The organism is Couchioplanes caeruleus, from assembly GCF_003751945.1.
Taxonomy (GTDB): Bacteria; Actinomycetota; Actinomycetes; order Mycobacteriales; family Micromonosporaceae; genus Actinoplanes; species Actinoplanes caeruleus.
Map to the genome: position 1 here is coordinate 179,971 of NZ_RJKL01000001.1, position 12,244 is coordinate 192,214.

At 72.4% G+C, this 12,244-nt stretch carries 14 protein-coding genes and 1 pseudogene; 10 read left to right on the forward strand and 5 right to left on the reverse strand.

What is annotated here, in order from left to right:
• Window positions 1–72 precede the first annotated feature (72 nt).
• Window positions 73–1,056: an NAD-dependent epimerase/dehydratase family protein gene (locus EDD30_RS00835; RefSeq protein ID WP_071803419.1), complete on the reverse strand. Its 984-nt coding sequence runs from the start codon at window positions 1,054–1,056 to the stop codon at window positions 73–75.
• Between the two features lie 117 nt (window positions 1,057–1,173).
• Here EDD30_RS00835 and EDD30_RS00840 point away from each other — a divergent pair, with 117 nt between their 5' ends.
• Both EDD30_RS00840 and EDD30_RS00845 read left to right on the forward strand, forming a co-directional pair.
• The gene (locus EDD30_RS00840; RefSeq protein ID WP_071803420.1) at window positions 1,174–1,590 is read left to right on the forward strand and encodes a VOC family protein; all 417 of its coding nucleotides are present in this window, start codon (window positions 1,174–1,176) and stop codon (window positions 1,588–1,590) included.
• A 15-nt stretch (window positions 1,591–1,605) separates the two neighbouring features.
• Window positions 1,606–1,788: a hypothetical protein gene (locus EDD30_RS00845; protein WP_123677998.1), complete on the forward strand. Its 183-nt coding sequence runs from the start codon at window positions 1,606–1,608 to the stop codon at window positions 1,786–1,788.
• A 24-nt stretch (window positions 1,789–1,812) separates the two neighbouring features.
• On the opposite strand, the gene EDD30_RS00850 is transcribed toward EDD30_RS00845, so the two are convergent.
• Window positions 1,813–2,340, reverse strand: coding sequence for a 2'-5' RNA ligase family protein (locus tag EDD30_RS00850; RefSeq protein ID WP_071803421.1), 528 nt, complete (start codon window positions 2,338–2,340; stop codon window positions 1,813–1,815).
• 222 nt (window positions 2,341–2,562) lie between these two features.
• Here EDD30_RS00850 and EDD30_RS00855 point away from each other — a divergent pair, with 222 nt between their 5' ends.
• From EDD30_RS00855 to EDD30_RS00880, 7 genes and pseudogenes are all read left to right on the forward strand, one after another.
• Window positions 2,563–3,426 (forward strand): sigma-70 family RNA polymerase sigma factor, encoded by an 864-nt coding sequence (locus EDD30_RS00855; protein WP_071803422.1) that lies wholly within the window; start codon window positions 2,563–2,565, stop codon window positions 3,424–3,426.
• A gap of 291 nt (window positions 3,427–3,717) precedes the next feature.
• A pseudogene (locus EDD30_RS42240) lies at window positions 3,718–4,122 on the forward strand (ATP-binding cassette domain-containing protein); the annotation flags it as partial.
• Window positions 4,123–4,578: 456 nt separating this feature from the next.
• Window positions 4,579–5,226 (forward strand): ATP-binding cassette domain-containing protein, encoded by a 648-nt coding sequence (locus tag EDD30_RS42245; RefSeq protein ID WP_483400372.1) that lies wholly within the window; start codon window positions 4,579–4,581, stop codon window positions 5,224–5,226.
• Between the two features lie 12 nt (window positions 5,227–5,238).
• Window positions 5,239–6,207: a tyrosine-type recombinase/integrase gene (locus tag EDD30_RS00865; protein ID WP_071803424.1), complete on the forward strand. Its 969-nt coding sequence runs from the start codon at window positions 5,239–5,241 to the stop codon at window positions 6,205–6,207.
• Between the two features lie 53 nt (window positions 6,208–6,260).
• Entirely contained in the window at window positions 6,261–7,106 is an 846-nt protein-coding gene (locus EDD30_RS00870; protein WP_071803425.1) for an undecaprenyl-diphosphate phosphatase, read from the forward strand.
• 107 nt (window positions 7,107–7,213) lie between these two features.
• Window positions 7,214–8,437: a cytochrome P450 gene (locus EDD30_RS00875; protein ID WP_071803426.1), complete on the forward strand. Its 1,224-nt coding sequence runs from the start codon at window positions 7,214–7,216 to the stop codon at window positions 8,435–8,437.
• Entirely contained in the window at window positions 8,434–8,628 is a 195-nt protein-coding gene (locus EDD30_RS00880) for a ferredoxin (protein ID WP_211277674.1), read from the forward strand. Before EDD30_RS00875 ends, EDD30_RS00880 begins: the two co-directional genes overlap by 4 nt.
• Window positions 8,629–8,754: 126 nt before the next feature.
• On the opposite strand, the gene EDD30_RS00885 is transcribed toward EDD30_RS00880, so the two are convergent.
• Window positions 8,755–9,525 carry an SDR family oxidoreductase gene (locus EDD30_RS00885; RefSeq protein WP_071803428.1) on the reverse strand — a complete coding sequence of 257 codons (771 nt, stop codon included), beginning with the start codon at window positions 9,523–9,525 and terminating at the stop codon, window positions 8,755–8,757.
• 100 nt (window positions 9,526–9,625) lie between these two features.
• On the opposite strand from EDD30_RS00885, the gene EDD30_RS00890 reads away from it, so the two are divergent.
• Window positions 9,626–10,468: a helix-turn-helix transcriptional regulator gene (locus EDD30_RS00890; protein ID WP_071803429.1), complete on the forward strand. Its 843-nt coding sequence runs from the start codon at window positions 9,626–9,628 to the stop codon at window positions 10,466–10,468.
• A 22-nt stretch (window positions 10,469–10,490) separates the two neighbouring features.
• Here the strand turns inward: EDD30_RS00890 and EDD30_RS00895 are convergent, their stop codons facing one another.
• Both EDD30_RS00895 and EDD30_RS00900 read right to left on the reverse strand, forming a co-directional pair.
• Window positions 10,491–10,853 carry a GntR family transcriptional regulator gene (locus tag EDD30_RS00895; RefSeq protein ID WP_071803430.1) on the reverse strand — a complete coding sequence of 121 codons (363 nt, stop codon included), beginning with the start codon at window positions 10,851–10,853 and terminating at the stop codon, window positions 10,491–10,493.
• 17 nt (window positions 10,854–10,870) lie between these two features.
• On the reverse strand, window positions 10,871–12,232 hold the full coding sequence (locus EDD30_RS00900; RefSeq protein ID WP_071803431.1) for an MFS transporter: 1,362 nt from the start codon (window positions 12,230–12,232) through the stop codon (window positions 10,871–10,873).
• Window positions 12,233–12,244: the final 12 nt, after the last annotated feature.

Here is a 12,244-nt window from a genome sequence, read left to right on the forward strand (position 1 = left end):
TAGGACGGCTTACAGGGTGTGCATCCGCACACCCATAGACCGGAATTTCATCGATACCCCGAAAAGACCGGGTCAGCCCAGGAGGGCGGCTTCCTTGGCCGGATCCAGGCCCACCCGGGGACGGTCGGGGCGTTGCGGTGGCGGGCCGTCCAGGCTCTGGAGCCAGGCCCACGTGTCGGCTACGGTGTCGCGCACCGGGCGTACCGTCAGACCCGCCGCGACCGCGCGGCGGACGTCGCCGCCGTGCATGAAGGCGTGGTCGAAGCCCGGCGCCAGCCAGATCGGCAGCTCGGTCCAGGGCGCGATGCCGGCGGCGAGGATGGTCTCCGGCGGGGTCCAGCGCAGCTCGGCCCGGCCGCCGGTGATCTCGTTGCCGAGCTCCAGCAGCTCGCCCATGGTGGTGTGTCCCGGCGGGCTGACCACGTTGTAGGCGCCGGTGCGCCCGGCCGCGGCGGCCTCGAGCAGGAAGGTCGCCAGGTCCCGGGCGTCGATGTACTGCAGCGGCAGGTCGTGGGGGCCGGGGGCGAGGGTGGGTCCGCCGGCGGCGAGGCGGAGCAGCCACCACGGCAGGCGGCCGATGTCCTCGTGCGGGCCGAGGATGAGCCCGGCGCGGGCGAACAGGACGGGTCCGTCGAAGGACTGTCCGGCGGCGATCTCCGCGCCGCGCTTGGCGGCGGCGTAGTCGGTGTCGGCGCCGGCGTCGGGGGAGGCGTCGACGACGGGCGCGTCCTCGGTGAGGGGTACGGGGCCGCCGTCGGCGTAGACGCTGCGGCTGGAGACGTACGTGTAGTGGCCGGCGCGTCCGCGCAGGACGCGTGCGGCGTCGCGGACGGCGGACGGTGCGGCGGACCAGGTGTCGATGACGGCGTCGAAGGTGCGGCCGTCGAGGGCGGCGAGTCCGCCGGGTGCGGTGCGATCGCCGGAGAGGGCCGTGACGCCGGGCGGTGCCGGGCGGTGGCCGCGGTTGAGGACGGTGACGTGGTGGTCGCGGGCGCGGGCCTGGTCGACGACGGTGCGGCCGACGAATCCGGTTCCCCCGAGTACGAGCAGATGCATGGGCGCGACGATGCCGGTTGTCGTACCCGGGGTGGAAGATGTGATCGCTGTCGGCGGAACGCTATCGCTGTCGGCGGAATGCGAGTGCGTGGGTGGCGCGGAGATGAGCGGTGTGCGATGGCGTTGCGGGTGGATCTGACGTTCGACTGCGCGGGTGCGCGGTCGCTGGCGGAGTTCTGGAAGCTGGCGTTGGGCTACGAGGACGAGCCGCCGCCGGCGCCGTTCGCGACGCGGGAGGAGTGGGTGGCGTCGTTCGGTGTGCCGGAGGAGGAAGACGAGGGTGACGGGGCGTGGTTGCACGATCCGTCGGGGGCGGGCCCGCGGCTGACGTTCCTGGAGGTGCCGGAGCCGAAGGTGGCGAAGAACCGGCTGCACATCGACGTGCGGGTGGGCAAGTCGCCGGATCAGTGGGAGCGGATCCTGGCGAAGGTGGCGGAGCTGGTGGCGGCGGGTGGCCGGGTGCTGGCGAAGTTCGAGGGCCACCACGTGGTGATGGCGGATCCGGAGGGCAACGAGTTCTGCGTGGCCGCCTGACTATCCTGCATGCCCATGATCGAGATGCGTGCTCCGGACGGCACTCGCCTGGCTCTGCACGATTTCGGTGGTGCCGGTCGTGTTGTTGCTGCCGGGGCTGTGCGGCTACGCGCCGTGCGGATCGCCGGGGCGGGCCACGACGTGCACCTGGACAGTCCGCAGCAGTGGCGTGAGGCTTTGACCGGATTCCTGAGCTGAGGGCGCGCCCACCCCGGAGCGGGGTCATGCGCCGAGCGGGAACGTGGCCGTGGTGCGCCAGGGGCCGCCGGGTGCGGGGATGCCCTGGATGAGGTGGACGGCGGTGATGTCGGCGGTGAGCGGCAGGTGGGTGGCCGCGTCGTCGGCGGCGGCGCGCAGGGTGTCGTGCGGGTGGTCGTGGCCGATCGTGAGGTGGGGCACGACGTCGGGGTGGGCGCCCTCGTACGGCTGGGCCTCGGGGAATCGCGCGGTGACGGCGTGGGTGAGGGCCTTGAAGGGCGCGCTGGGTGTCGGTGCGAGCCAGGCGACCGTCGTGCCGAACCAGTCGACGTGGGTCAGGGTGGCGGTGAAGCGGGGGATCGCACCGATGGCCTCGCGCAGCTCGGCCGGGACGGTGGCGGTGACGGCTGCGGGCGCCAGGAACGGGTAGACGATCGTGATGTGGGCCGGGACTCCCCAGGATGCGGCCCGGTCGAGCCGTGCCCGGTGGCGGGCCACGGCGGGTTCGGCGGCGGGGATCGGGACGATCAGCGCGGTGTGGGTGGGAGTCATGGTGGCGATTGTGCGTGGTGGGGGCGAGGTGGTGTCCAGCGGTTTGCGGCTGTGCCCCGGGTAGGCGCTGCCTGGGAAGTGGCTGTGCGGACTTTAGGTTTTCTTGAGGTGCAACCGGTCGGCAACCATCTGTGACCGCGTGCTGCACCCCGCGCAACGAAAAGTTCCCCCTGTCAGCCGGTGAGCCGTCACCGGGAGACGGGATACGAGGGGGAACACCACATGTCCGCAGTGACCGCGCCGAAGACCATCAGCCGTGAGCTGGAGAACCTGATTCGCGAGAACATGCCGCTGGTGGGCCACCTGGTGCGCGAGATGCTGTTCAAGGTGCCGGCGCACGTGCACCGCGACGACCTCGCCTCGGCGGGATACGCGGCCCTGGTCACGGCGGCGCAGGCGTACGACGCGAGCCGGGGTATCCCGTTCGGCCGCTTCGCGGCGGTGCGGGTCCGGGGTGCGCTGCTGGACGAGCTGCGCAGCATGGACTGGGCGAGCCGTTCGGTGCGGGCGCGGGCCCGGCGGGCCGACGTGGCCCGGCAGGAGCTGACGGCGAAGCTGGGCCGGACGCCGTCGCCGACGGAGCTGGCCGAGCTGCTCGGCGTGGGTGTGTCGGAGCTGGCGTCGGTCGACGACGACGTGCAGCGGGCCGCGGTGCTGTCGCTGCAGGGCTTCACCGCCGGTGCGGCCGAGGACATGGTCACCGAGGCGTCGCTGAACCCGGAGGAGATGCTGCTGCACCGGGAGCGGATCGGCTACCTGCACGACGCGGTCGCGGTGCTGCCGGAGCGGCTGCGGTTCGTGGTCGAGGCGTCGTTCCTGCAGGAGCGTCCGCTGGCGGACGTCGCCGCGGAGCTGGGCGTGACGGAGTCGCGGGTGTCGCAGTTGCGCACCGAGGCGCTGGCGCTGCTGCGCGACGGCCTGAGCACGCACATGGAGCAGAACGAGGGCGCGGTCAAGGGCGACGGTGTCGTGGCGCGGCGCCGGGCCGCGTACGCGGCGCAGATCGCGAGCCGCAGCACGATGACGACGCGGCTGGCCGTGACCGACGTGCAGGGCGTGAACCGTTCGGTGGCCTACGCCGCCTGACCAGCAGCAAGCGACGGCACAGGCCGCCACCCGCGGATATTGGGTGGCGGCCTGTGCCGTCGGTGCGGCAGGGTGGCACTGAGCCCGTCGCCGTCCAAGGGAGCCGTCGCCTCCGTGTGATACCGACCCGATCCGAGCGCGCCGCCGATGATCGGATGCGTGCGGATCGCCGTATTCCCGTCGGTATGACGTCCGCGGAGGACTCCCTTGATCAAGGCTGTAACGCTCAGCGCCGCCCATGACGGCGATCTTCTCTTCTCCGGGTTCGACCTGGTGCTCGGCGCCGGCGACCGGATCGGTGTCGTCGGGCCCAACGGCGCCGGCAAGACCACCCTGCTGCGGGTGCTCGCGGGTGACCTGGCCCCGGCGGGCGGCACCGTGACCCGTCGCCGGGGCGCCCGGGTCGGATACGTGCCGCAGCAGCTCGCCGCCGACGCCGGCACCGTCGGTGGCTTCCTCACCGCCGGCCTCGGTGAGCTGGCCGAGGTGACCGCGCGGATGCGCCGGCTCGAGCGGGAGCTGGCCGCGGGTGGCGACGTGCTCGACGCGTACGGGCAGGCGCAGGACCGGTGGACGGTGCTGGAGGGCTGGACCGCCGAGGCCCGCCTGGACGAGGTCCGCCGGCGCTTGGACATCGCCCATCTGGGCGACGACCGGCCGCTGCGCGAGGTGAGCGGCGGGGAGCAGGCCCGGCTGCTGCTGGCCCGGGCCCTGCTGGACGCGCCGGACGTGTTGCTGCTCGACGAGCCGACCAACCATCTCGACGCCGAGGGTGCGGCGTGGCTGGCGGACTGGCTGGCGGATTTCCCCGGCGGGGTGCTGGCGGTCAGCCACGACCGGGCCTTTCTCGACACCGCGGTCACCCACGTCATCGAGCTCGACGGCATCCACGACCGCCCGCAGGACTATCCGGGCGGTGGCTACCGGCACTACCGCGCCGAGAAGGCGCGCCGCTGGCAGCGGCTGCTGCTCGACTACGAAGCGCAGGAGAAGGACCGCCGCCGGTGGGAGGAGGACATCGCCCGTACCAAGGCCCAGTCGCTGCAGGTGGAGACGACCGTACGCTCCGGAGTGGAGGCGCCGCACCTGCGCCGGGTCGCCCGCCTGGTGGCGCGCAAGGCGAAGGTGCGCGAGCGGCGGCTGCGGCGGCAGATGGAGTCCGTACGGTGGATCGCCGAGCCGCGCACCCGGCCGCCACTGACGCTGGCGTTTCCCGGCGACGACGCCGCGCCCGGCGAGACCCTGATCGAGGTCGGCGACCTGAGCGTGACGCTCGGCGGGCGCACCGTGCTTGACGGCGTCGACGTCGGCGTACGCCGCGGCGACCGGATCCTGATCACCGGGCGCAACGGCGCCGGCAAGACCACGCTGCTGCGCGCGTTGCAGGCCGGGGCGGATGTCCCGGTGGCGGTGTTGCCGCAGACCGACGAGGGCCTGCGGTCGGCGGTGAGCGTCGTGGACTTCTTCCGCTCCCGGGTCCCGGTGTACGCGGAGGACGCGGAGAGGCTGCTCGCGGGCCACCAGTTCGGTCCGGAGCAGTGGGACGCCACCCTGCGCAGCCTGTCGGCGGGAGAGCTGCGGCGGCTGTTGCTGGCCGTGATGGTGAACAGTCCCGCCCGGGTGCTGCTGCTCGACGAGCCGACGAACTTTCTCGACTTCGACGCGCTCGACGTGGTGGAGGAGGCGCTGCGGGCGTACCGGGGGACTCTGGTGACGGTCACCCACGACCGGTATTTCGCGGCGGCGGTCGGGCACACCCGTCGCTGGCATGTCGCGGACGGCGGCGTGCGGGAGAGCTGAGATCATGGGGGCATGTCCCTGGTTCCGCGTCAGCACGCCGGGACGGTCGCGGCCGTCGGCGGCGCCGAGCAGGTCACCGAGGCGTGGTTGCAGAACCGGCGGTTGTCGGCGCACACCCGCGACGCGTACCGGCGCGACGTGACGGCGTGGCTGGCGTGGTGTGCCGAGCGCGACGCCGATCCGTTGCGGGCCTCGTTCCTGGACGTCAACGCGTACGCGCGGGGCCTGGAGTCCCGCCAGCTCGCCCCGGCGACGGTGGCGCGCAAGCTGTCGGGGCTGTCGAGCTGGTACGACTTCCTGGTCAAGCTGCGGGCGGTCGAGGCGAATCCGGTGGCCGGCGCCGACCGCCCGTACGTCTCGCGGGACCATTCGGCGACGGTGGGCCTGAGTCCCGAGGAGGTCGACGCGGTCATCGCCGCCGCCGAGACGGGCACCGGCGCGGCGGCGGCGCGGCACCGGGCGGTGATCGCCCTGCTCGCCGATCTGGGCCTGCGGGTCGGTGAGCTGGTCGGCCTCGACGTCGCCGATCTCGGGGTGGAGCGCGGGCACCGCAGCGTGCGGTTCGTGGGCAAGGGCGGGCGCCCTCGCCGGCGGGCGCTGACGCCGTACGCGGGGACGGCGCTGGACGCGTACCTGGCCGAGCGGGCGGCGGCCGAGGGGACCACCGCCGACCGTCTGGACGGGCCGCTGCTGGTCACCACCACCGGCGCGCGGCTGGACCGGCACGCCGTGTTCCGGCTGGTGCGCCGCCTCGCCCGGGAGGCCGGGATCGAGGGGTGGGCGCGGCTGTCGCCGCACTCGCTGCGGCACGCGTTCGCGACCTCGGCGCGGGCCGAGGGGGTGCCGCTGGAGGACGTGCAGGATGCGATGGGACACGCCGACCCGCGCACCACCCGGCGCTACGACCGGGACCGGCACAACCTGGACCGGGACCCCGCGTACACGCTCGCCGCCGCACGGGTCCGGCGCACCGGGCCCTGAGCGACCCCCTATCCTCGACCGGTCCGGCAAGTCGATCACGGGGCGGGGTTGGGTTGAACATCTTCGAAGCGGTGCTGCTGGGCGCGGTGGAGGGTTTCACCGAGTTCCTGCCCATCTCCAGCACCGGCCACCTGACCATCCTGGAGAAGCTGCTCGGCTACGAGATCGACGCGCGGGACATCACCGCGTTCACCGCGATCATCCAGTCGGGCGCGGTCCTGGCCACCGTGATCTTCCTGCGGCACGACATCATCCGGATCGTCACCGCCTGGATCCGCGGTGTGCTCGGCCGTGACCTGCGCGCCAACGCCGACTACCGGTTCGGCTGGGCGGTGATTCTGGGCTCGATCCCGATCGGCATCGTGGGCTTGCTGTTCCAGGACACGATCGAGACGACGCTGCGCAGCCTGTGGTTCGTGGCCGGGGCGCTGATCGTCTACAGCGGTGTGATGTGGTTCGCCGACCACGCCGCGACCCAGGTGCGCCACGTCGAGGACGTCACCTGGAAGGACACTTTGATCATCGGTGTGGTGCAGTGTCTCGCCCTGGTCCCCGGCGTCTCGCGCTCCGGTGCGACGATGACCGCAGGCCTGCTGCGCGACCTCGACCGGGTGACGGTGACGAAGCTGTCGTTCTTTCTCAGCATCCCGGCGCTCATGGGCGCGACGGTGCTGCAGACCGTCACCGAGTACGACAACATCTCCGCCGACAACGGCGGGGTCGGCTGGCTGCCCACGATCGTCGCCACGGTGACCAGCTTCGTGGTGGGCTGGTTCGCGGTGTCGTGGCTGCTGAAGTTCATCGCCCGGCACTCGTACTCGATCTTCATCAGTTACCGGCTGGTGCTCGGTGCGGTGCTGATGGTCCTGCTCGCGACGAACGTGATCGAGCCGAAGTGACCGTGTGACCCGGCGGGTTTCATCGACATTCGTTGTTCTTTGCCCGATGTGGCGATAACGTAGCGCGTGCCTATCGGTACGTACCGCTACGACTGGGGAGGGCCGCCATGGCCGACCTCGCGACCGACCGCCTCCCGCTGTTCCCGTTCCGCAGCCCCGGCGACGACCCGTTCACCCCGGTGGCCGCCGCCGACCGTCGCCGCCTCGACGGCCCGGTCACCCGGGTGCGGCTGCCCACCGGCGGCTGGACGTGGCTGGTCACCCGCCACGGCGACGTCAAGGAGATGCTGCGCAGCGACGCGTTCAGCGCCGACGCGACCCGGCCCGGCTTCCCGCTGTTGCGCGCACCGACCCCGCAGACCCCGCAGAGCACCCCGGGCGGGTTCGTCCGCATGGACGGCGAGGCGCACCTGCGGCTGCGCCGGATGCTGACCGCCGAATTCATGATCAGGAATATCCGGCGGATGGAGCCGCTGATCGCCGACGTCGTCGACGGCGTCCTCGACGCGGCCGAGGCGGCCGGGCCACCCGCCGACCTCGTCGCGACGTTCGCGCTGCCGGTGCCGTCGCTGGTCATCTGCCACCTGCTCGGCGTCCCGTACGCCGACCACGCCCTCTTCCAGCGGCACAGCGCGACCCTGCTCGACCACACCGCCGACCCGCTGCGGGCCCGCGAGGCCCTCCTCGGCCTGCGCGCCTACCTCGGCAACCTGATCGAGGCCAAACGCACCAGCGGCCGGGCCGGCGACGACCTGCTCGGACGCCTCGTCGACGAACGTGTGCGCACCGGCGAGCTCGAGATCGACGAGCTCATCGGCATGGCGGTGCTGCTGCTCGTCGCCGGGCACGAGACCACCGCCAACATGATCGGACTCAGCGTCCTTCTGCTGCAGCGCCACCCGCACGTGTGGCAGCGGCTGCGCGACGACGACCAGGCCGCCGACGCCGTCGTCGAGGAACTGCTGCGCTACCTGACGATCGTCCGGACCGGCCTGCCGCGCCAGGCGATCCGCGACGTCGAGATCGGCGGCCGACTCATCCGCGCCGGCGAACCCGTCACCGCGCTGCTGTCGCTCGCCAACCGCGACGACGAGGTCTTCGACGATGCCGACGAGTTCGACCCGTACCGGCAGGCCCATCAGCATCTAGCGTTCGGCTTCGGCGTGCACCAGTGCATCGGTCAGCCGCTGGCCCGCGCCGAGCTACGGGTGGCGCTGACCCGGCTCGCCCGCCGCTTCCCCGCCCTCACCGTCGCCACCGACCCTGACCGCCTGCCCAAACGCGACACCTCCCTCGTGTACGGCGTCGCCGAACTCCCGGTGACCTGGTGACCGCCCGCATCACCGCCGACCGCGACATCTGCGTCGGCGCGGGCAACTGCGTCCTGACCCTGCCCCGCGTCTTCGACCAGGACGACGAAGGCCTCGTGAAGGTGCTCGACCCCGACCCCGCCGACGCACCGGAGGACCTGCTCGACCAGGCCGTCGCCCGGTGTCCCTCCGGGGCGATCACCGTACGCTGACGAACCAGAGTCGGCGCCCGGCCAAGGGCCGTCGATCCCGATGTGGCGTGACGACGGAGACCCGATCGTCTTTGTCCGTCACTTCGTTCAAGACGCTCGGGTGGCTCGCCCGGCCGCGTCCGGCACCTATCGATGCGTGGCGTGCGGGTCGGTGGCATTGAGGGCGGCCACCACCTGGTCGTAGTCGCCGCGGGCCTCGCCGTAGCGCAGGAACTTGACCCGTTCGACCTGGATCTCGGTGGCCTCGGGCTCGCGCTCCAGCAGGCCGACGACCTCGCCCACGAACTCGTCGAGCGGCATCGCGGCGTCGCTGTTCTCGTGGCCGGGCAGCAGCGAGGTCCGTACCGCCGGCGGCACCAGCTCCACGACCGACACCGACGTGTCGGCCAGTTGCAGCCGGATGGACTCGCTGAGCATGTGGATCGCCGCCTTCGACGCGTTGTAGCTCGGGGTGGCCCTCAGCGGTGTGAACGCCAGACCGGACGAGACGGTGACGATGGTGGCGTCCGGGCGGGTCTGCAGGTGGCCGATGAACGCGCCGATCAGGCGGATCGGGCCCAGCACGTTCGTGGTCAGGACCTGTTCGGCGTCGGCGAGGAACGACTCGGGTCGGTGCCAGTCCTCGACCCGCATGATTCCCGCCATCGTGATCAACACGTTGAGCCGCGGGTGGCGGGCCAGCACCCGCGCGGCGGCCGCCTCGATGCTGGCGGCGTCGGCGGTGTCGATCTGCGCAGTGTCGATGCCGGGGTGCTCGGCCGCGATCCGTTCGAGCAGTGCGGTGCGGCGCCCGCCGACGATGACGGTGTTGCCGCGCTCCTGCAGGGCGAGCGCGAGGGCCAGGCCGATGCCGCTGGTGGCTCCCGGAATGAAGACGGTGTTGCCGGAGATGTTCATGGCCGCAAATCTGCCGGGTCCGCGGCGTGCGCGGCAGAGAGCGGTCATCGGGGGATCGGCGATCCCTGGATGCGCCGCGGCGAGCGACGATACTGGGCCGATGGACCGTGCCGCCCTCGCCGATTTCCTGCGCCGCCGCCGTGAGGGGCTGCGCCCCGCCGACGTGGGGCTGCCTGCCGGCGCCCGCCGCCGCGCCCCGGGCCTGCGCCGGGAGGAGGTGGCGGCGCTGGCCGCGATGTCGGCCGACTACTACACGCGGCTGGAGCAGCAGCGCGGCCCGCAGCCCAGCGACCAGATGCTGGCCTCGCTGGCGATCGCGTTGCGACTCAGCAGCGGCGAACGCGACTACCTGTTCCAGGTCGCCGGCCGTCACGGCCCCTCGTCGGTGCCGGCGAGCTCGCACGTCGCCCCGGCGCTGCTGCGCGTGCTCGACCGCCTCGACGACACGCCGGCGCTGATCCTGTCGAACCTGGGGGAGACCCTGGTGCAGAATCGCCTGGCCGCGGCGCTGTTCGGGGACCGCTCCGGCGACACGGGCCTCGACCGCAGCGAGGTCTACCGCTGGTTCACCCGGCCCGCGGAACGGCTGCGCTATCCCGAGCACGACCGGGACCGGCAGAGCCGCGCCCAGGTGGCGAACCTGCGGGCCGCCTACGGCGCGATGGGTCCGCGCAGCAGGGCCGGGGAGCTGGTACGGGCCCTGCAGAAGGTCAGCGCCGAGTTCGCCGGCCTGTGGGAACGCCACGAGGTGAGCCGGCGGTTCGCCGACCACAAGGTCCTGCTGCATCCGGAGCTCGGCGCCATCGAGGTGGACTGCCAGGTGCTGTTCACCGAGGACCAGTCGCAGGCCCTGCTGGTGCTGACCGCCCCGCCGGGCAGCGAGGGCCACGAGAAGCTGCGCCTGCTCGCCGTCGTCGGCCAGCAGACGTTCACGCGGGCCTAGGGGCCACGCCCGGCCACGACGCTCAGCCCGGACGGCGGAGAACGGCCTGGACCAGCGCCAGGGCCGCCTCCGGTGTCAGTCCGAGGGCTCTGGTCTCGTCCGCGTACCGTTGCGCGGCAGCGTGGGCAGCGACCGGAGTCCCGGCCGCCGCCGGGGTGACCAGCGTGCCCGCCCGGCCGTGGGTCTCCACCAGCCCGGCCTGCTCGAGCTCGCGGTAGGCGCGGGCCACCGTGTTGACCGCCAGTCCCAGGTCGGCGGCGAGCCGGCGCACCGGCGGCAGCCGGGTGCCCGCCGCGAGGACCCCCTGCGCGGCCAGGGCCGCGATCCGCGTGCGCACCTGCTCGTACGGCGGCACCGGCGACGCCGGGTCGATCACGATGTCCACGCGCGGCCCCCCGTCCGTCACAGCAGCCGCGGCGGGGTGTTGCCCGCGGCGACGATGGCCCGGCGCATCGGCACCATCGCCAGCAGAATGCCACCGAGGACGAAGAACACCACCAACGACACGATCCCGATGCGGTAGCTGTTGGTGAGCTGGAACACCAGGCCGAACGCGAGCGGGCCCAGCCAGCTCGTGCCCTTGTCACTGATTTCGTAGAAGCCGTAGTACTCGCCCTCGCGGCCCTCGGGAATGAGCTGGCTGAACAACGAGCGGCTCAACGCCTGACTGCCGCCCATGACCAGGCCGATCCCGACGCCGAGCAGCATGAACGGCACCGGCTCGCCCTCGGGCAGCCAGAACGCGCCGAGAATGACCAGCAGCCACAACGCCAGGGCGAGCAGCACCGTACGGCGGGCGCCGATGTGCTCCGCGACCCGGCCCAGCAGCAGCGCCCCGCCGAACGCCAGGAACTGCACGATCAGGATCGTCACGATCAGGGTGGGCTGGTCCAGGCGCAGCTCCTCGGTGCCGAACTGGCTGGCCAGGGCGATCACGGTCTGGATGCCGTCGTTGTAGACCAGGTAGGCGACCAGGAAGAACAGGGTCAGCGGGTACGCCCGCAGGCCGCGCACGGTGTGGACGAGCTGCCGGAAGCCGTCGGTGAGCACGTTGCCGCCGAGGCTCACCGCCGTCGGACGCTCGCGCAGCCAGCGCAGCGGCAGCAGGGTGAACACCGCCCACCACACCCCGGCCGACACGATGCACCAGCGGGCCAGGTCGAGGGTGCGCTGGTTGTCGCCCTCGACGCTGAGGACCGTCACCACGACCAGGTTCGCCAGCAGCAGGACGCCACCGCCGAGGTAGCCCAGCGCCCAGCCGCGGCTGGACACCCGGTCACGTTCGTCGGGGCCGGCGAGCCGCGGCAGGAACGAGTTGTAGACGACCACCGACGCGCCGAACGCCACGTTGGCGACGATGAACAGCGCCCCGCCGAGCAGGTACCGCTCGCCGGTCACGAAGGCCATCGCGATCGTCGCGCCCGCGCCGGTGAACGCGGCCGCGGCCAGCAGCGGCTTCTTGCGCGCCGCCCGGTCGGCGATCGCGCCCATGACCGGCAGCACGAAGACGGTCAGCAGTACCGACAGTGACACCAGGTAGGGAAAGTACGAGCCCGCGGCGACGCTGATGCCCAGCGGGTACACCCGGCCGTGACACTCGTCCGCGCCGAGGCCGCACCCGGCGGCCTGCTCGGTGACCGAGGTCAGGAACGGGCCCAGGAACACCGTGATGACGGTGGTGGAGAACGCCGAGTTGGCCCAGTCGTACATGTACCAGCCGGTGCGTTCACGCCGCGCGACAGGCGCCGCGGTGGTGTCGGTCATGGCCGGAGATGA

Coding starts and splice junctions, on each gene's coding strand:
- EDD30_RS42245 (WP_483400372.1), top strand. CDS start 4,579: ATGGAGTCCGTACGGTGGATCGCCGAGCCGCGCACCCGGCCGCCACTG.
- EDD30_RS00840 (WP_071803420.1), top strand. CDS start 1,174: ATGGCGTTGCGGGTGGATCTGACGTTCGACTGCGCGGGTGCGCGGTCG.
- EDD30_RS00855 (WP_071803422.1), top strand. CDS start 2,563: ATGTCCGCAGTGACCGCGCCGAAGACCATCAGCCGTGAGCTGGAGAAC.
- EDD30_RS00845 (WP_123677998.1), top strand. CDS start 1,606: ATGATCGAGATGCGTGCTCCGGACGGCACTCGCCTGGCTCTGCACGAT.
- EDD30_RS00900 (WP_071803431.1), bottom strand. CDS start 12,232: ATGACCGACACCACCGCGGCGCCTGTCGCGCGGCGTGAACGCACCGGC.
- EDD30_RS00850 (WP_071803421.1), bottom strand. CDS start 2,340: ATGACTCCCACCCACACCGCGCTGATCGTCCCGATCCCCGCCGCCGAA.
- EDD30_RS00890 (WP_071803429.1), top strand. CDS start 9,626: ATGGACCGTGCCGCCCTCGCCGATTTCCTGCGCCGCCGCCGTGAGGGG.
- EDD30_RS00835 (WP_071803419.1), bottom strand. CDS start 1,056: ATGCATCTGCTCGTACTCGGGGGAACCGGATTCGTCGGCCGCACCGTC.
- EDD30_RS00885 (WP_071803428.1), bottom strand. CDS start 9,525: ATGAACATCTCCGGCAACACCGTCTTCATTCCGGGAGCCACCAGCGGC.
- EDD30_RS00875 (WP_071803426.1), top strand. CDS start 7,214: ATGGCCGACCTCGCGACCGACCGCCTCCCGCTGTTCCCGTTCCGCAGC.
- EDD30_RS00865 (WP_071803424.1), top strand. CDS start 5,239: ATGTCCCTGGTTCCGCGTCAGCACGCCGGGACGGTCGCGGCCGTCGGC.